This is a genomic window from Mycobacterium sp. DL99, assembly GCF_004762045.1.
GTDB lineage: Bacteria > Actinomycetota > Actinomycetes > Mycobacteriales > Mycobacteriaceae > Mycobacterium.
In genome coordinates, this window is the sequence record NZ_SJOM01000007.1 from 3,934,538 (window position 1) to 3,950,128 (window position 15,591).

Sequence of the window (15,591 nt, forward strand, 5' to 3'; positions counted from 1 at the left end):
CACACTATGGAGACGTTGAGAAATGATGAATAGGACTTTTCCGACGCGCAAATCTAGGACTCCCCCCGGGGCGGATCCGTGGCCCAGCCCCTCGTAGGCGGGGTCCCACGAGCTATCGAGTGCAAGGTCCTATGGTGACCGCAGTCATGCGCGCATAGCGTCATACGACGACGTCGAGCCCACGATGTGGGGATGCGAGAGGAACACCATCCGTGAGCAGTATTCGTGACAGCAGGATCACCGTCATCGGTGGCGGCGCGATAGGTGCGTCGGTCGCGTATGCCCTCGCTGGAGCTGGCTATGACGATATTCAGATTGTCGACACAGCGGACATGGCAGCGGCGACCACCGCGCAAGCCGCCGGCCTTGTCGGCCAGCCCCGCTCCACAGTCGAGGCAACTCGGGCCAGCATGGAGTCCGCCGAGTTTTATCGCCGGATGGAGTCCGAACTCGGAATATCTTCCGACTGGCGCGAGACCGGCAGCCTGCGGGTGGCGTTGTCCGAGGAGACCGCTGCCGATTTCCGCAGGATGGCCGACATCGCGAAATCTGCAGGGCTGAACGTCGAGATCGTCAGCGGTGCCCGCGCACAGGAACTGTGTCCCGGACTGACCGACGTCAGTCAGGTGCGGCTGGCGCTCTGGTGTCCGAGCGACGGATTCGTGCAGCCCAACAGTGTCACGGGAGGCTATCTCGCCGGCGCGAGACAACTCGGCGTGCGGGTGGTGCCGCACACCCAGGTGCGGGAGTTGACGGTCACCGACGGCCGCGTCACCGGCCTGCTCACCGACAAAGGCCAGATCGAAAGTGAACTCGTCATCAACGCGGCCGGCCCGTGGGCCGGCGCCCTTCTCCGGACTGCGGGAATAGAGCTGCCCGTCGTCCCGGTGCTCGTTCAGTACCTCATCACGGCCGATACCGATGGGTGGAGCTCGGCGAGCCCGTGCCTGCGGATCCCCGAGGTACAGGTGTACGCGCGGGGTGAGGGAGAGAGTCTGCTGATCGGCGGGTTCGAGAACAACGGCACCTCGATCGCACCGGAAACACTGAGTTCCGACAGCACCATCGCGCGCCACGAGAACTGGGAAGTCCTCGGGGAGTTCGTCGAAGGGCTCAGCCGCGTCATCCCCGAGGTAGCCGACCTCGGCATCCGGACCGCGTTCACGGGGTGGCCCGGCTTCACACCCGATGGACAGTTCCTCATCGGCCCGGTGGACGCGCTGCCCGGTCTCGTCATGGCAGCAGGCTGCAACGCGCACGGTGTACAGGGTTCGTTGCACATCGGGCGCCACGTCGTCGAGAGCCTGTCCGGCGACGTGTCGCCGGCTGTGGCCGCCATGAGTCCCAATCGCTTCGTGCCACGCACATGGACCTGGGAAGACGCCCGTCGCTCGGCTCAGGCCATTTGCGAGAACTACTACCCGCGGCTACCGCAGCGCGCCTGAGCCGCGCCCCGTTTCTAAGGATGAATCAATGACCGTTGCCATCACAGACGCCAACCGCCACTTGGACCTCATCAGCAGCGTCGTCGACCGAATCTGGCCGGACGCCACTTGGACCTCCGAGTCGCTGGACGACGGGATGACCAACCGCAACTTTAAGGTGACTGTCACTCCCGTCGGTCAACCCGACCGTGTCGTCGTGATACAGGAACAGCTGCCGGCAGCCCAGGCAGCCGAGATCGGCATTCTCCGTGACAACCAGATGCGGATATGGCCGCAGATGACAGCGATCGGACTGGCCCCCGAATTGCTCCGCTCGTTCGACGATCTCGGTGTGACTGTCGTCGAATTCGTCAGCGGCACAAGACTGTCCGATGTGACCGACAGGAAGCTGGCAATTCGTTTGACGGCTCAGACCTTACGACGGCTGCACGACACGACGCGGGGCGACGCCACCCCCGGCCTCGTCTCAGATCCCTTCGACGGGATGGCGTGGCTCGCCGCCCGGATCCGCGAACAGAACCCGGCGATGCTGGAAAACTTCCGATGGACGCTCGACCTCGTCGACCGGATCCGGAGTGCCCGCGGACCGTACGAGGCGTGCCAGGTGCACACCGATGCGACACACGTGAACATCATCCTCGCCCCCGATGGAGAACGAGTGACCCTGCTCGACTGGGAATACGTCGGCGCCGGCGACAGATACATGGATCTGGGTCACTTCGCTGCTCGCACCGAACTGTCGGCCGCAGAGGAAGAGTTCCTCATCCAGTCCTACGACCCGTCAGGCGACAACAGGCGGCCGCTGGCCGTCGTTCGGGTCTATCGATTCATCAGCATGCTGCGTGAAGGACTCTGGTCCGCACTTGCCGACGGCATCGACTTCCTCGATGAGTTCGACCACGCCCAGTACGCGCACGAGTGCCTGGACAACATGGCCACCACGACCAATAGCGAAGAGTTCATCGAAGCCCTAGAGCTCCTCGAACACACCGTTCCAGCCACAAATTGACGACGCGTTACACCACGAATCGAAACCTCTTGATCAGGAACGGGATTGACCTCTTCTCGGGTCCGCCACGGCGGGGTGATCGACTAGCCCTGCCACACCGCGCTTGACGCTACGGCGATGTCCACCACGGGGTCTCCGCCGCAGCGTTTAGATGCGGGTGCCCGCAGCGCTTACGGCCAGGTGCCTTTGGGCCCCGATCGTGGCGCCGGCCCGGCGGGTGGATAGGACGTCCTCAGCGCCGAGCCCGGAATCGGAGTGTTCTGCAGAGCACCGAGGCACAGGCCCACACGCCCTGGCAGGCAAGGGATGTTGCCGGAGCCGCCCAAACTGTTGCTCGGGCTGTTCTCCGACCAGCAGACGCCGGTGGTCGGGTCCAGGGTGCTTCCGCCCGGACAGGGAGCCGCCGTCGCCGGCGGTGCTGCCCCCAGGAACGCGGAGGCCAGCATCGTGCTGCACAGAGTCGCCAACAGGAGCTCGGATGCCCTGGTTCGGATCTTCATGTCGATGGTCTCCGCTACGGGGTGATCTTGGTCTGCTCGTCGATGATCTTGGCTGCGTCGATCACCACGTCCTTCTGCCCTTCTGGGGCATCAGCGTTGAGCTGCAGCACGAACAATGCGTCGTTGCCGGGGATGACCACGGTCTTCTGGGCGATCACCCGGGCTTCGCCGTCGTGGCTGTAGGTGCCGGCTGACCGGATCGCCTCGAAGCCACCCAACGTGGACTTCTCAGGATCCATGACCGACTTGTAGTCCGGCAGGTTCTGCGTCATCCCGGGGGCGTACTCCAGGACCTCGGCCGCGTCCACGTCGCCGGTCAGCTTCGATGCGATGGCGATGATGGCAGGTGGATCGGCCGGATCCGCCGGTTTGTCGTAGACGATGGCACCGTAGGCCCAGGCGGGCGTCTTGTCCCCCGCGCTACTCCAGTCCGGCGGGAACGGGAAGTCGAAATCCGGTGTGCCGGGGTCGTTGGGCTTGAACGGCGTCTCGGCGATCTTGTTCTCGGTGATGTAGTCGTTGATCGTCTTCTGTGGACCGGTGATGTTCGGCCGCTCCGCCGCGGCGCTCGTGGTTGTCGCGGCGGAGGTCGTCGACTCGGTCTTGGTCTCGGTCCCACAACCGACGAGCGAGACGCTCACTCCGACCGTCACCAAGCCCGCCAAGAGCTTTCTCATCCGCGGCCTTGCCTTCCGTGTCGTTGGCCCATGTCCGCATCTGGACATCGAGGCTACGACCGGCCGGCGCCTTTCGCGGCAAAACCCGCAATGCTGGCCGGCGTCGCGCGAACTCAGGACGCCGGCGCGCCGAGCTGACGCAGCGCCACGATCGGCAGCGCGATGATGCCCGCCGTGACGAGCCCGGCCAATCCGTAGAGGCACCAGGCCGCCACATTGCTGCCGGTGGCCATCAGATAGGTCGCCAGCCCGATGGCCGCGGTCCCCAGGCCGATGGCGCAGACGACCGCCAAGGTGAACCGCAGCCAGATCGCATCGGCGGCCGCTGCGGCCGCACCGTCGCCCGCGGTGTAGCGGCTCATCGCGACGGGCGCGGCACGGTAGCTGCCCCCGATCGGGCGCGGCGAGCGGGCCGGGGGCTGGGGCCGGCGTCCGGGCTGGCGGTTGTCAGCCTGGGCCCGGGCCCGCAGCAGCAATGGCACGGCTCCGGCGATCACCACCACGGACAGGCCGATCACGGTGTAGAGCACCCATGGGGTGTCAGCACTTTCCGCGCCCTGTGGATGACTGCGCCCCAGGTCCACCAGGGCAACGACAGCGGCGACCCCGGCACCCAGCGCAGCGAGCCACACCGCGGCGCACGCGCCCAGCAAAACCCGGTCGGTGTTGTCGAGTTCGCTGATCGGCCCGGACATCAGCAGGCAGTCTGTGCCGAGTTGTTGGCGTTCGACGACAGCACGGTTCCGTCGCTGGCCGTGATCGAGCAGTTCAGCCTGCTGACCAGGAACAGGCTGGACGCCTCGACCGATCCCACATCCGAGTTGGAGATCGGGGTCATCGTGAAGGTCCACGGGATGTACACGTTGCGCAGGGTGCGCCGGTTTCCGTTCCCGTCGACATAGGTGATCGTGATGATGTCACCCGGGGCCTTGGTACCCGTCACCGAGTAGGTGACCTGACGTGGTCCGGCGTGGGTCGTGGTGGTGGTCGGCGGTGCCGTCGTGGTGCTCGGGGCCGGCGCAGGCGCCTCGCTGGACGGCCCAGGCACGGGAGGCGGCGGCTCGGTGACCGTCACGGTCTCCGGGGGCGGCGGAGGCGGTAGTTCCTCCGACGTCGGAGGGGGCGGAGGCGGAGGCGGAGGGGTCGTCGTCGTGATCTCGTCCTGCACCGGCGGCGCCGACGTGGTGGTACTCGGCTGTGGGGTGGCCAGGTTGGTGGTGTCGTCCTCTCGGGTCACCAGCACGGCCACCGAAGCCACCAGGGCGACCGCCGCGACGATCGCCGTGATGCCGACCACCCACGGCCAGCGCGGCGGCGGGGTGGTGTCGACGAGTTCGGTCGCGGGGTCGTAGTCGTCGTAGTCGTAGAGCGCCACGTCGGCAGGCACGTACGGCCCGCTGGTGAACTGCTCCGACTCCGGCGCGGAGTACGCCTGCGAGTAGAAATCCGTCTCGTCGCCATCCGCATCGGCACCGGCGACCTGAGTCGGCTCCTCGGGTGCAGAGTGTTTTCCGGGTTGATCCGGCAAATCAGAACCGGAGGCACCCGGTTCCGGGGGATTCGGCCCGCTCATCTACGCCTATCCTTCTCGACAACTTCACTGCCACGCGGAACGAACGAAACCGTTCGCTGGTGACAGTGCCCCGGCAACATTACCGAACGAGGTGAAGCCGGCGAGTCCGGCGCTGCCGGTGGCGGATGAAGTGACGGCCCGATTGTGACCTCGGTGAGGCCACAATCGGCACGTCGTCGGACGGGTCAGTGCTTCTCAGGACCCCAGTAGTACTCGAAGACCAGGCCACCGACCGCCATCAGCACGAAGCAGATACCGGCGACCATCAACCAGGGCAGCCACAGGGCGGTGCCCACAGCGGCGACGGAGAAGGACAGCGCGATCAGGATCGGCCACCAGCTGTGCGGCGAGTAGAAACCCAGTTCCCCTGCGCCATCGCTGATCTCGGCGTCTTCGTAGTCCTCGGGGCGGGTGTCGAGACGACGGGCCACGAAGCGGAAGAACGTACCGGTGATCAAGGTCAGGCCGGTGGTGAGCGTGAGCGCGGTGGTACCGGCCCACTCGACACCACCGGTGGCGAACATCGCCGTCAAAACGCCGTAGACCACCGCCGACAAGGCGAAGAACGCCGTGAGGATCTCGAACAGTCGAGCTTCAATATGCATTGCGTGTAGCCCCTACTTGCTCGCCTGCGGTGCCTGTTCACCGCGTCGGGTGTCGAACGGGTGCGTGGTGATGGCCACCGGATCCTGGTGGATCGCCGCCAACGCCTCGGCATTGGTCTTGCCCGCGTTGCGCTGGTCGATGTAGGCCTTGAAGTCATTGGGCTCGACGACCCGGACCTCGAAGTTCATCATCGAGTGGTAGGTGCCGCACATCTCGGTGCAACGTCCGACGAACGCGCCGGTCTGCTCGATCTCGCTGACCTGGAAGATGTTGTCCGAGTGGTTGGCCACCGGGTCGGGCATCACGTCGCGCTTGAAGAGGAACTCCGGCACCCAGAACCCGTGGATCACGTCCGCGGAGTTGAGCTGGAACTCGACGCGCTTGCCGACCGGGAGCACCAGAACCGGGATCTCGGTGGAGTTGCCCAGCGTCTCGATCTTGTCGAAGTTCAGGTAGGTGCGGTCCTCGGGGTTGAGGCCGTGCACCGCACCGACGCGCTCGTTGCCGTGCTCGTCCTTGCCCTCGGGCTTGGACGTCATCGCAGCCTTGCGCTGTTCGTCGGCACCGTCGTACTTGAATGTGCCGTCGGCGTAATTGATCTTCTGGTAGCCGAACTTCCAGTTCCACTGGAAGGCGGTCACGTCGATGACGACCTCAGGGTTGGGATCCTTGTGCAGCATCCGTTCCTGGACCACCACGGTGAAGTAGAACAGCACCGAGATGATGAGGAACGGGATGACCGTCAGCACCAGCTCCAGCGGCATGTTGTAGCCGAACTGGCGCGGCAGCTCGGTATCGCCCTTCTTCTTCCGGTGGAACGCACTCGACCAGAAGATCAGGGCCCACACGATGGCGCCCACCACGAAGGACGCAATCACGGAGCCGATCCACAGCTCTCGGTTGAGTTTGCCCTCCGGAGTGATTCCGGTCGGCCAACCGAGCGCGAGTGCGTCCTGCCAGCTGCAGCCGCTCAGCAAGAGCGCTGAGCCACCCAGGACAATTGTCAACAACGCCGCTCGGGCCACCTTCTTAAGCCCGCGAGGTGTCACGTTGGCGCCTCCTAGATCGGTATTTCGCGACCGCGACGGGTCGTTGTTTTGCGAATACTACGCAGCGTAGACCACGCCGGTCCACGGGAGCGAAGCGACTCGGGAATGGCGTCGCGACAAGAGTTGACCGACTGGGGCAACGGCCCGGGTGGTGGTCTCGTCGACCCGCCGGATCAGACATACTGGCGCGGTGTGCGGACTGCTCGCCTTGGTAACTGCCCCTTCCGAATCCACCCGGGGTGACATCTCCCCCGAGACCGGATCGCGGCTGGTCGACGCCGTGGCGAACGCTTCCCACCTGATGCGTCACCGGGGCCCCGACGAGCCCGGCACCTGGGCTGACACCGGCGACGGACACGACGGCACCGTGGTCCTCGGCTTCAACCGGCTGTCGATCATCGACATCGCGCACAGCCATCAGCCGTTGCGGTGGGGACCTGCTGATGCGCCGGACCGCTACGTGCTGGTCTTCAACGGCGAGATCTACAACTACGTCGAATTACGGGAAGTACTGCGCTCCGAACATGGTGCGGTATTTCACACCGACGGCGACGGCGAGGCCATCGTGGCGGCCTACCACTACTGGGGAACTGAGGCGCTGAATCGCCTTCGCGGCATGTTCGCGTTCGCGTTGTGGGACACCGTCGAGCGCGAATTGTTCTGCGCCAGGGACCCGTTCGGCATCAAGCCGCTGTTCATGGCCACCGGGCCGGGCGGTACCGCGTTCGGCAGCGAGAAGAAGTCCCTGCTGGACCTTGCCGATGTTCTGAAGCTCGATCTCGACCTCGACGCGCGGGCCGTGCAGCACTACACGGTGCTGCAGTACGTGCCCGAACCCGAGACGCTGCACCGCGGCATCCGCCGGCTGGAGTCGGGCAGCTACGCACGGATGAAGCCCGGCGGCCGCCCCGAGGTGACGCGCTACTTCGTTCCCAAGTTCAATGCGGTGCCGTTCGTCAAGGGTGCCGAGCAGTCCCGCTACGACGAGATCACCGCCGCCCTAGAGGATTCGGTCGCCAAGCACATGCGGGCCGATGTGACGGTCGGCGCGTTCCTGTCCGGTGGCATCGACTCGACGGCCACCGCGGCACTGGCGATGCGGCACAACCCCCGGCTGATCACCTTCACCACCGGCTTCGAGCGTGAGGGCTTCTCCGAGGTGGACGTGGCCGTCGCGTCCGCCGAAGCCATCGGCGCCCGGCACGTCACCAAGGTGGTCAGCCAGGCCGAATTCGTCGAGGCGCTCCCCGAGATCGTCTGGTACCTGGACGAGCCGGTGGCTGACCCGGCCCTGGTTCCGCTGTTCTTCATCGCCCGCGAGGCGCGCAAGCACGTCAAGGTGGTGCTGTCCGGCGAGGGAGCCGACGAGCTGTTCGGCGGCTACACCATCTACCGGGAACCGTTGTCGCTGAAGCCGTTCGACTATCTGCCACGTCCGGTGCGCAAGTCACTGCGCAAGGTGTCGAAGCCGCTGCCGGAGGGCATGCGCGGCAAGAGCCTGCTGCACCGCGGTTCGCTCACGCTCGAGGAGCGCTACTACGGCAATGCGCGCAGCTTCTCCGACGAGCAGCTGCGCGCGGTCCTGCCGGGCTTCCGGCCGGAATGGACGCACACCGACGTCACCGCCCCGTTGTACGCCGAGTCGCAGGGCTGGGATCCGGTGGCCCGCATGCAGCACATCGATCTGTTCACCTGGCTGCGCGGCGACATCCTGGTCAAAGCCGACAAGATCACCATGGCCAACTCACTGGAGCTGCGGGTGCCGTTCCTGGACCCCGAGGTGTTCGCGGTGGCCTCGCGGTTGCCGGTCGATCAGAAGATCACCCGCTCGACGACCAAGTACGCGCTGCGGCGCGCGCTGGAGCCGATCATCCCGGCCCATGTGCTGAACCGGCCCAAGCTGGGCTTTCCCGTGCCGATCCGGCACTGGCTGCGGGCCGGCGAGCTGATGGACTGGGCCTACGCCATGACGGCGTCATCCGGAGCCGGGGAGTACGTCGATCTCGCCGCCGTGCGCATCATGCTCGACGAGCACCGCAACGGCGTCAGCGATCACAGCCGCCGGTTGTGGACCGTGCTGATCTTCATGCTGTGGCACGCCATCTTCGTGGAGCACAGCGTGACCCCGCAGATCTCCGAACCGCACTACCCGGTGCAGCTCTAACCGCGAACAGTCCCCCGCAAGCGGGTGGAGCCCCCAGCAGAATCGCCCCGAAACCGTGGTTTCGGGGCGATTCTGTATCGGTTCGACCGGATCAGGCCAGAGCTTTGCCGATCTCGGCGCCTGCCTCTGCCCCGTAGGCATCGGTCAGGCGCTGCACGGCCTCGGCCGAGTCCCAGGTCCATTCCTGCGGACCCGTCGACTCCAGAACCAGCACCGCGACCAGCGACGCCAGCTGGGCGGAGCGCTCAAGGCCCAGTCCGGCGCTGCGTCCGGTGAGGAAGCCGGCGCGGAACGCGTCGCCGATACCGGTGGGGTCGGCCTGATGCTTCTCGGGCACCACATCGACGTGCACGAACGTGCCGTCCGAGCTGACCAGGTCGACGCCCTTGGCGCCCAGCGTGGTGACGCGCATGCCGATCTGGCTCATCACCTGGGCCTCGCTCCACCCCGACTTCTGCAGCAGCAGATCCCACTCGTAGTCGTTGGTGAACAGGTAGGCGGCACCGTTGATGAGCTTGCGGATCTCCTCACCGGACAGCCGGGCCAGCTGCTGCGAGGGGTCGGCGGCGAAGGCCAGGCCGAGCTTGCGGCACTCCTCGGTGTGCAGGAACATCGCCTCGGGATCGTTGGCGCCGATGATCACCAGTTCCGGCTTGCCCACCCGGTCCACCAGATCGGCCAGGGCGATGTTGCGTGCCTCCGACATGGCGCCGGGGTAGAACGAGGCGATCTGGGCCATGTCCTCGTCGGTGGTGCAGACGAAGCGCGCGGTGTAGGCGCTCTCGGAGATCAGCACGTTGCCGCAGTCGACGTTGGCGCCCTCCAGCCAGGTGCGGTATTCACCGAAATCCTGACCGGCGGCGCCGACCAGCGCGACGTCACCGCCGAGGATGCCGATCGCGAAGGCCATGTTGCCTGCCACGCCCCCGCGGTGGATCACCAGATCGTCGACCAGGAAGCTCAGCGACACCTTCTGCAGGTGGTCGGCCAGCAGTTGCTCGGAGAATTTGCCCGGGAACCGCATCAGGTGGTCGGTTGCGATGGATCCGGTAACTGCGATGGTCACGTGGTGTCACCCCTCATTTCGTTAAGTCGGCTACATAACAGTACCCGCGCGGCCCGGCGGCGATCTGCGCGCACGGTCGCACGTCGCGGGTTGCGCTAACCTGCGTATAACCGTATTCCCGGTCACCGTAGACGGCTGACCAACCTCCAGAACACGCGGGGAGCGCCAATTAATGACTGGTTCTTACCAGTACCCCGAGCAGACTCCGCCTCTCCCATATCCCGAGCAGGTGTCGTCCACGCCGTCCGCGTATCCCGGGACGCTGCCGCCGCCGGTGCCGTACCCGACACGGCGGCGCTGGCCCAAGATCCTGGCGGGGCTGCTGGTGGTGGTCGCGCTTGGAGGTGTGTTGACCGCGGTGCTGGTAGCCGGGCGTCGCAGTCCCGCCGCGCCGGTGGTGGTCTCCGACGCCCGGGCCGAGGCCGCGATCCAGGAATACCTCAACGCGCTGCTCGACGGGGATGAGGAAGCCGTTGCGCGACACACCCTGTGCGGGCTGTACGACGGGGTCAGGGACCGCAAGGCCGATCTCGCGGTGGCCGGCCTGGCCAGCGACGCTTTCCGCAAACAGTTCAGCCAGGTCGAGGTGACCGGGATCGACGCGAACGTGCCGTGGTCCACCACGCAGACTCAGGTGTTGTTCACCATGCGGGTCGCACCGGCCAGCGGGTCGACACGCGGGCAACGCCCTGTCGATGAGCAACAGCAGGGCGTGGCGCAGCTATTGGTGAAACGAGACGGGAAAAACGAGCAGGTTCTGGTGTGCTCTTACGTGCTACGCACCAGCGGTCAGTACTGACCGCTGGTCGTCAGCTCACGTCAGTTGAAGGAGTCGCCGCAGGCGCAGGAGCCGGTGGCGTTCGGGTTGTCGATCGTGAAGCCCTGCTTCTCGATGGAGTCGACGAAGTCGATGGTGGCGCCCTGGATGTACGGCGCGCTCATCCGGTCCACGACCAGCTTGACACCGCCGAACTCGCTGGTGAGGTCACCGTCGAGGGTGCGGTCGTCGAAGAACAGGTTGTAGCGCAGGCCGGCACAGCCGCCCGGCTGCACCGCGATACGCAGCGCGAGGTCGTCGCGGCCTTCCTGGTCCAGCAGCGCCTTCGCCTTCGTCGCCGCAGCGTCGGACAGGGTCGCACCGTGGGTTTCGGTGGTGCTGGCGTCCTGAACAGTCATAGCTCTCCCTAAGGATCCCGGGGCATCGAGGAAACGCGTGGATGCACCGCGCGTCTACTACCTCAACGGTACCTTGTTCCGACGCTATTCCCGACTTATCCACAGGCCGGGGCATGTGACCGGGCCACCTGCGGCGGGCAGTAACCTGGCTGGCGTGAAGCTGCTGGGCCGTAAGAAGGACAACGAAGGCGAACCCGCCGGGACCGACCAGGTCACGAGCGTCGACGGGGCCGCCGAATCGACAGCCGGCGGCGCCGCCCCGAGCACCGCCCCCAAGGGCAGGCCGACGCCCAAGCGGAGCGAGGCCACCAAGCGGCGCGGCCCGGTCGCGCCCGCGCCCCTGACGTCTGCCGAGGCACGTCAGCGCCGTAAGGAGCTGCGCGGGCCGAAGCTGTCCAAGGAGGAGCGCAAGATCGAGCGGCTCACCCGCCGCGCCGATATGGCCGACCGCCGCGAGAAGATGATGGCCGGCGATGAGTCCTATCTGCTCCCCCGCGACAAGGGTCCGGTGCGCCGCTATGTCCGCGACATCGTCGACTCCCGCCGCAACGTGCTGGGCCTGTTCATGCCCGCCGCCCTGGCGATGATCTTCTTCATGCTCGCGCTGCCCTCGCTGAAGTTCCAGCAGATGCTGTCCTACGCGATGCTGATCCTGGTGGTCATCATGCTGATCGACGGGTTCATCGTCGGCCGCAAGGTGAACCACATGGTGGACGAGAAGTTCCCCGGGAACACCGAAAGTGGTTGGAAACTGGGGCTTTACGCGGCCAGCCGGGCGTCGCAGCTGCGCCGCATGCGGGCGCCGCGGCCCGTCGTCGAGCGCGGCGCCAAGATCTCTTGATGCCGCGTCAGGCGGGCTGAGAAGTGCGCACATTGGTGCTTGGCGGCATCCGCTCCGGTAAATCCCAGTGGGCCGAAGCGGCCGCGGCGCACACCGCCGGCGACGGCGTGCCCGTGCGTTACCTGGCCACCGGCCCCGACGCTGACGGCGATCCGGCCTGGGCTCAGCGCGTGGGTGCGCATCAGGCTCGTCGTCCCGCGCACTGGCGCACCGTCGAGACCTGTGATCTCGTGGCGGCTCTGACTGCCGACCCGCAGGAACCTGACACCGCGACACTCGTCGACGACATCGGTGGCTGGCTGACGGCGACCATGGACCGGATCGGTGCGTGGACCGGTGCACCCGTGGGCCCCGAGGTCGACGCGCTGGTCAAGGCGGTGGACGCTTTCACCGCTCCCCTGGTCCTCGTCAGCCCCGAGGTCGGGCTGACCGTTGTCCCCGCCACCGAGGCAGGACGCCGGTTCGCCGACGAACTGGGCACGGTCAACCAACGCCTGGCCGCGGTGTGCGACCACGTGGTGCTGGTGGTGGCCGGCCAACCGCTCACGGTGAAGGAGCCTTCATGACCGAATTCGATGCGGCCTTCGACCCGGTCACCGCCCCGGACGCCGACGTCGCCACGGAGGCGCGGGCCCGTCAGACCCGGCTCACCAAGCCGCCCGGCTCCCTGGGCCGCCTCGAGGAACTTTCGATCTGGGCGGCCTCGTGCCAGGGCGTATGCCCGCCGCAGCCACTCACCCGGGCGCGGGTGGTGGTTTTCGCCGCGGACCACGGGGTCACGGCCGCGGGGGTATCGGCCTTCCCGTCCGCGGTGACCGGCCAGATGGTCGCCAACTTCGACGCGGGCGGTGCCGCGATCAACGTGCTGGCCGAGGTGGCCGGCGCCACCGTGCGCGTGGCCGACATCGCCGTCGACTGCGACGAGCCGCTCTCCCCCGCGATCGGTGCCCACAAGGTGCGCCGCAGTTCGGGCAACATCGCGGTCGAAGATGCACTCAGCGCCGAGGAGACAGTGGCAGCGGTCGCGGCGGGGCGCCAGATCGCCGACGACGAGGTCGACGCCGGGGCCGACCTTCTCATCGCAGGCGATATGGGAATCGGAAATACCACGGCGGCAACGACTTTGGTGGCCGCTCTGACCGGTGCCGAGCCAGTTGTGGTGGTGGGCCGCGGCACCGGCATCGACGACCTCGGCTGGATGCGCAAGGCCGGCGCCGTACGGGACGCGCTGTACCGGGCCCGCGACGTGACGCGCGATCCGCTGGGACTGTTGCGGGTGTGCGGCGGCGCCGACCTGGCTGCCATGGCCGGGTTCCTGGCCCAGGCCGCCGTCCGGCGCACCCCGGTTCTCCTGGACGGCTTGGTGGTGACGGCCGCGGCCCTGGTGGCCGAGGAGTTGGCGCCGGGCGCGCGGGCGTGGTGGCAGGCCGGGCACCGGTCGACCGAGCCGGCCCACAGCCTGGCGCTGTCACACCTGCGCCTGGAGCCGATCGTCGACCTCGGCATGCGGCTGGGCGAGGGCACCGGCGCCGCGGTGGCGTTGCCGATCGTGCGGGCCGCCATCGCCACCCTGGCCTCGATGGCCACCTTCGCTGAAGCTGCAGTGGCCGGACCTCCTGAATCAACACCATGATCGCCGCTCTCGGCGGGGCGTTCGCATTCGGCACGGTGTTGCCGGTCCGAACTTCGGCCGGTGTCGGCCGCGGTGCCCTCACAGCCCTGCCGGTGGTCGGGCTGGCGCTCGGCGGGCTGGCGGCCGCGGTGGTGGCCGGTGGCCAGTGGGCGTTCGGCACCGGCAGTGCACTGCCCGGCCTGCTGGCGGTGGCCGCGCTCCTGCTGGCCACCCGCGGGCTGCACATCGACGGGTTCTGCGACACCGTCGACGGTCTGGGCTGCTACGGCCCGCCGGAACGGGCACTGGCGGTCATGCGCGACGGTTCGGCCGGACCCTTCGGTGTCGCCGCGGTGATCGTTGTGATCGGTTGTCAGACACTGGCATTCAATCAACTCAACACGGTGGGCATCGTCGTCGCCGTCACTGCCGGCCGCGTTGCCGCGGTCCTCGCCTGTCGACGTTCGGTGCCCGCGGCCGCCGGTAGCTCACTGGGCGGCGCCGTGGCGGCCACCCAGCCGGCCGCCGTGGTGGCGGGCTGGGTGATCGCCGTCGCCGCACTGGCCGCATGGGCGGGCCCCCGGCTGTGGCAGGGCCCGGTCGTGGTGCTGGTCGCGGTGGGCGCTTCGGCGCTGCTGGTCGCCCACTGCGTGCGACGGTTCGGCGGCATCACCGGCGACGTACTCGGCGCGAGTGTCGAGGTGACGACGACGATCGTCGCGCTCGGGTTGGCGATTGGCTGACCTGCGGACGAATCGCCTCCACCGCGTCCCGCACGGCTTGCCACTGCTCCTGTAGTTCGGCGCGTCCGACTGTCGGCGGGGGTAGCTCCGGGACTGCACCCAACCGCTTCTCGGCGCGCCTGCGGTCGGCGGCCCACGTCGCGCCGAGCACGCGCCGGGCCCTGCTCAGGTACCCGATCAGTTTCTGGCCGGGCGCCGCGCCCAGGTCCGCGGGCAGCCGCTCGGCCCAGTCGCTCAGTTCCGGCGGAACCACTTGGGCGACCCGCGCGGGCGGGGCCGGATGGAGTGCCACCGCCTTGGGCCCGAACAGTTCGGGATGCAGGTACTTCCCTCGCTCGCCGTCCGGCTTGCGCCGCTCAGGGGTGACCCGATTCGCTTCGGCCCAGGCATCTTTGCGCACCCCGGTGACCTGCCAGCACACCTTGACCCGACCGGTGTCGGTGGCGATCGTGAACGCATTGTCCGTGATCTCCTCGGAGACCACCGCCTGGCTGAACGTACCGACCACGGTGAGCTGGTAGCGGAAGTCCCGGTTGAGCGCCTCGAAGTACGGCGGCAGCTTCACCCGCGCCCGACCGGACCGGTCCGTGGTCACGGTGCCGCTGTAGATGTTGAGCATGTCCGGGGACTCGACGAAGGAATGCGACAGGTACCGGTTCGCCGGATCGGCCGGGTGATCGACGGTGAACCCGCCACCGCTCTTGCTGAGGAAACCCGTCACCCGCACCCGGCCCACGAACAGCCCGGCGAAGCCGTTGGCGCTTTGACCGCGGACCGCCGCCACGTCGGGGTTGCGCCGGGTGTCGGCGAAAGTGAAGCCCTCGACCCCGTTTCCGATCACGCTGAGCCCGGAGACCCCGCCACCGGGATGTGTGGAGAAATGCACGCCGGACACCCCGTGACCAGAACCGGTCGTGAGGCCGGCGGTGCCGTCCGAGGACAGGCTGACTCCGCGCACCCCCACCTGGTCGTCGCTACTGCCCCGCACCCCGGTACCGCTGTGGCTGTGTCCGGCGACCCCAGACCCGGTCGAGTCCGCGACGACGTGCAAGCCGGACACCCCGGAGACCCCGACACCGTAGGTGAGACCGGCAATGGCATCGGTCGTCTGGCTGACGCCGTACACACCC

General features: G+C 67.4%; 17 protein-coding genes. 9 read left to right on the forward strand and 8 right to left on the reverse strand.

The window, feature by feature from the left end; all coding sequences use genetic code 11:
- Positions 1-212 precede the first annotated feature (212 nt).
- From EYZ64_RS19320 to EYZ64_RS19330, 3 genes are all read left to right on the forward strand, one after another.
- The gene (locus EYZ64_RS19320) at positions 213-1,445 is read left to right on the forward strand and encodes an NAD(P)/FAD-dependent oxidoreductase (RefSeq protein ID WP_135455780.1); all 1,233 of its coding nucleotides are present in this window, start codon (positions 213-215) and stop codon (positions 1,443-1,445) included.
- 28 nt (positions 1,446-1,473) lie between these two features.
- Positions 1,474-2,454 (forward strand): phosphotransferase, encoded by a 981-nt coding sequence (locus tag EYZ64_RS19325; protein WP_135455782.1) that lies wholly within the window; start codon positions 1,474-1,476, stop codon positions 2,452-2,454.
- A gap of 306 nt (positions 2,455-2,760) precedes the next feature.
- Entirely contained in the window at positions 2,761-2,979 is a 219-nt protein-coding gene (locus EYZ64_RS19330; RefSeq protein WP_135455784.1) for a hypothetical protein, read from the forward strand.
- On the opposite strand, the gene lpqN is transcribed toward EYZ64_RS19330, so the two are convergent.
- From lpqN to ctaC, 5 genes are all read right to left on the reverse strand, one after another.
- A complete protein-coding gene (lpqN, locus tag EYZ64_RS19335) occupies positions 2,969-3,631 on the reverse strand; it encodes an envelope biogenesis lipoprotein LpqN (protein ID WP_135455786.1) in 663 nt (220 codons plus the stop codon). The genes EYZ64_RS19330 and lpqN overlap by 11 nt on opposite strands.
- A gap of 113 nt (positions 3,632-3,744) precedes the next feature.
- Positions 3,745-4,326, reverse strand: coding sequence for a DUF2561 family protein (locus EYZ64_RS19340; RefSeq protein WP_135455788.1), 582 nt, complete (start codon positions 4,324-4,326; stop codon positions 3,745-3,747).
- Positions 4,326-5,204: an MmpS family transport accessory protein gene (locus EYZ64_RS19345; RefSeq protein ID WP_135455790.1), complete on the reverse strand. Its 879-nt coding sequence runs from the start codon at positions 5,202-5,204 to the stop codon at positions 4,326-4,328. Before EYZ64_RS19345 ends, EYZ64_RS19340 begins: the two co-directional genes overlap by 1 nt.
- 185 nt (positions 5,205-5,389) lie before the next feature.
- A complete protein-coding gene (locus EYZ64_RS19350; protein WP_135455791.1) occupies positions 5,390-5,809 on the reverse strand; it encodes a cytochrome c oxidase subunit 4 in 420 nt (139 codons plus the stop codon).
- A gap of 12 nt (positions 5,810-5,821) precedes the next feature.
- A complete protein-coding gene (gene ctaC / locus EYZ64_RS19355) occupies positions 5,822-6,859 on the reverse strand; it encodes an aa3-type cytochrome oxidase subunit II (protein ID WP_135455794.1) in 1,038 nt (345 codons plus the stop codon).
- A 190-nt stretch (positions 6,860-7,049) separates the two neighbouring features.
- On the opposite strand from ctaC, the gene asnB reads away from it, so the two are divergent.
- Positions 7,050-9,023: an asparagine synthase (glutamine-hydrolyzing) gene (gene asnB, locus EYZ64_RS19360; RefSeq protein ID WP_135455796.1), complete on the forward strand. Its 1,974-nt coding sequence runs from the start codon at positions 7,050-7,052 to the stop codon at positions 9,021-9,023.
- Between the two features lie 91 nt (positions 9,024-9,114).
- Here the strand turns inward: asnB and EYZ64_RS19365 are convergent, their stop codons facing one another.
- Positions 9,115-10,089: a carbohydrate kinase family protein gene (locus EYZ64_RS19365; RefSeq protein ID WP_135455798.1), complete on the reverse strand. Its 975-nt coding sequence runs from the start codon at positions 10,087-10,089 to the stop codon at positions 9,115-9,117.
- A gap of 172 nt (positions 10,090-10,261) precedes the next feature.
- On the opposite strand from EYZ64_RS19365, the gene EYZ64_RS19370 reads away from it, so the two are divergent.
- On the forward strand, positions 10,262-10,888 hold the full coding sequence (locus EYZ64_RS19370) for an Rv0361 family membrane protein (RefSeq protein WP_135455800.1): 627 nt from the start codon (positions 10,262-10,264) through the stop codon (positions 10,886-10,888).
- 20 nt (positions 10,889-10,908) lie between these two features.
- Here the strand turns inward: EYZ64_RS19370 and EYZ64_RS19375 are convergent, their stop codons facing one another.
- Positions 10,909-11,265, reverse strand: coding sequence for a HesB/IscA family protein (locus EYZ64_RS19375; protein WP_044523587.1), 357 nt, complete (start codon positions 11,263-11,265; stop codon positions 10,909-10,911).
- 154 nt (positions 11,266-11,419) lie between these two features.
- Here EYZ64_RS19375 and EYZ64_RS19380 point away from each other — a divergent pair, with 154 nt between their 5' ends.
- Genes EYZ64_RS19380 through EYZ64_RS19395 form a run of 4 tightly spaced genes read left to right on the forward strand, consistent with a single transcriptional unit; the run spans position 11,420 to position 14,461 of the window.
- Complete coding sequence (locus EYZ64_RS19380; protein ID WP_135455802.1) at positions 11,420-12,106, forward strand: DUF3043 domain-containing protein; 687 nt, start codon at positions 11,420-11,422, stop codon at positions 12,104-12,106.
- A gap of 23 nt (positions 12,107-12,129) precedes the next feature.
- The gene (locus tag EYZ64_RS19385; RefSeq protein WP_135455804.1) at positions 12,130-12,672 is read left to right on the forward strand and encodes a bifunctional adenosylcobinamide kinase/adenosylcobinamide-phosphate guanylyltransferase; all 543 of its coding nucleotides are present in this window, start codon (positions 12,130-12,132) and stop codon (positions 12,670-12,672) included.
- Entirely contained in the window at positions 12,669-13,739 is a 1,071-nt protein-coding gene (gene cobT, locus EYZ64_RS19390) for a nicotinate-nucleotide--dimethylbenzimidazole phosphoribosyltransferase (RefSeq protein ID WP_135455807.1), read from the forward strand. The genes EYZ64_RS19385 and cobT overlap by 4 nt, the downstream gene beginning before the upstream one ends.
- Positions 13,736-14,461 carry an adenosylcobinamide-GDP ribazoletransferase gene (locus EYZ64_RS19395; protein WP_135455809.1) on the forward strand — a complete coding sequence of 242 codons (726 nt, stop codon included), beginning with the start codon at positions 13,736-13,738 and terminating at the stop codon, positions 14,459-14,461. Before cobT ends, EYZ64_RS19395 begins: the two co-directional genes overlap by 4 nt.
- On the opposite strand, the gene EYZ64_RS19400 is transcribed toward EYZ64_RS19395, so the two are convergent.
- Positions 14,388-15,587 carry a hypothetical protein gene (locus tag EYZ64_RS19400; protein ID WP_135455811.1) on the reverse strand — a complete coding sequence of 400 codons (1,200 nt, stop codon included), beginning with the start codon at positions 15,585-15,587 and terminating at the stop codon, positions 14,388-14,390. The genes EYZ64_RS19395 and EYZ64_RS19400 overlap by 74 nt on opposite strands.
- Positions 15,588-15,591: the final 4 nt, after the last annotated feature.

Excerpts from the sequence above, each read along its gene's own strand:
- EYZ64_RS19325 (WP_135455782.1), top strand. The coding sequence starts at position 1,474 with ATGACCGTTGCCATCACAGACGCCAACCGCCACTTGGACCTCATCAGC.
- EYZ64_RS19330 (WP_135455784.1), top strand. The coding sequence starts at position 2,761 with ATGTTGCCGGAGCCGCCCAAACTGTTGCTCGGGCTGTTCTCCGACCAG.
- lpqN (WP_135455786.1), bottom strand. The coding sequence starts at position 3,631 with ATGAGAAAGCTCTTGGCGGGCTTGGTGACGGTCGGAGTGAGCGTCTCG.
- EYZ64_RS19340 (WP_135455788.1), bottom strand. The coding sequence starts at position 4,326 with ATGTCCGGGCCGATCAGCGAACTCGACAACACCGACCGGGTTTTGCTG.
- EYZ64_RS19345 (WP_135455790.1), bottom strand. The coding sequence starts at position 5,204 with ATGAGCGGGCCGAATCCCCCGGAACCGGGTGCCTCCGGTTCTGATTTG.
- EYZ64_RS19350 (WP_135455791.1), bottom strand. The coding sequence starts at position 5,809 with ATGCATATTGAAGCTCGACTGTTCGAGATCCTCACGGCGTTCTTCGCC.
- EYZ64_RS19370 (WP_135455800.1), top strand. The coding sequence starts at position 10,262 with ATGACTGGTTCTTACCAGTACCCCGAGCAGACTCCGCCTCTCCCATAT.
- EYZ64_RS19375 (WP_044523587.1), bottom strand. The coding sequence starts at position 11,265 with ATGACTGTTCAGGACGCCAGCACCACCGAAACCCACGGTGCGACCCTG.
- cobT (WP_135455807.1), top strand. The coding sequence starts at position 12,669 with ATGACCGAATTCGATGCGGCCTTCGACCCGGTCACCGCCCCGGACGCC.
- EYZ64_RS19395 (WP_135455809.1), top strand. The coding sequence starts at position 13,736 with ATGATCGCCGCTCTCGGCGGGGCGTTCGCATTCGGCACGGTGTTGCCG.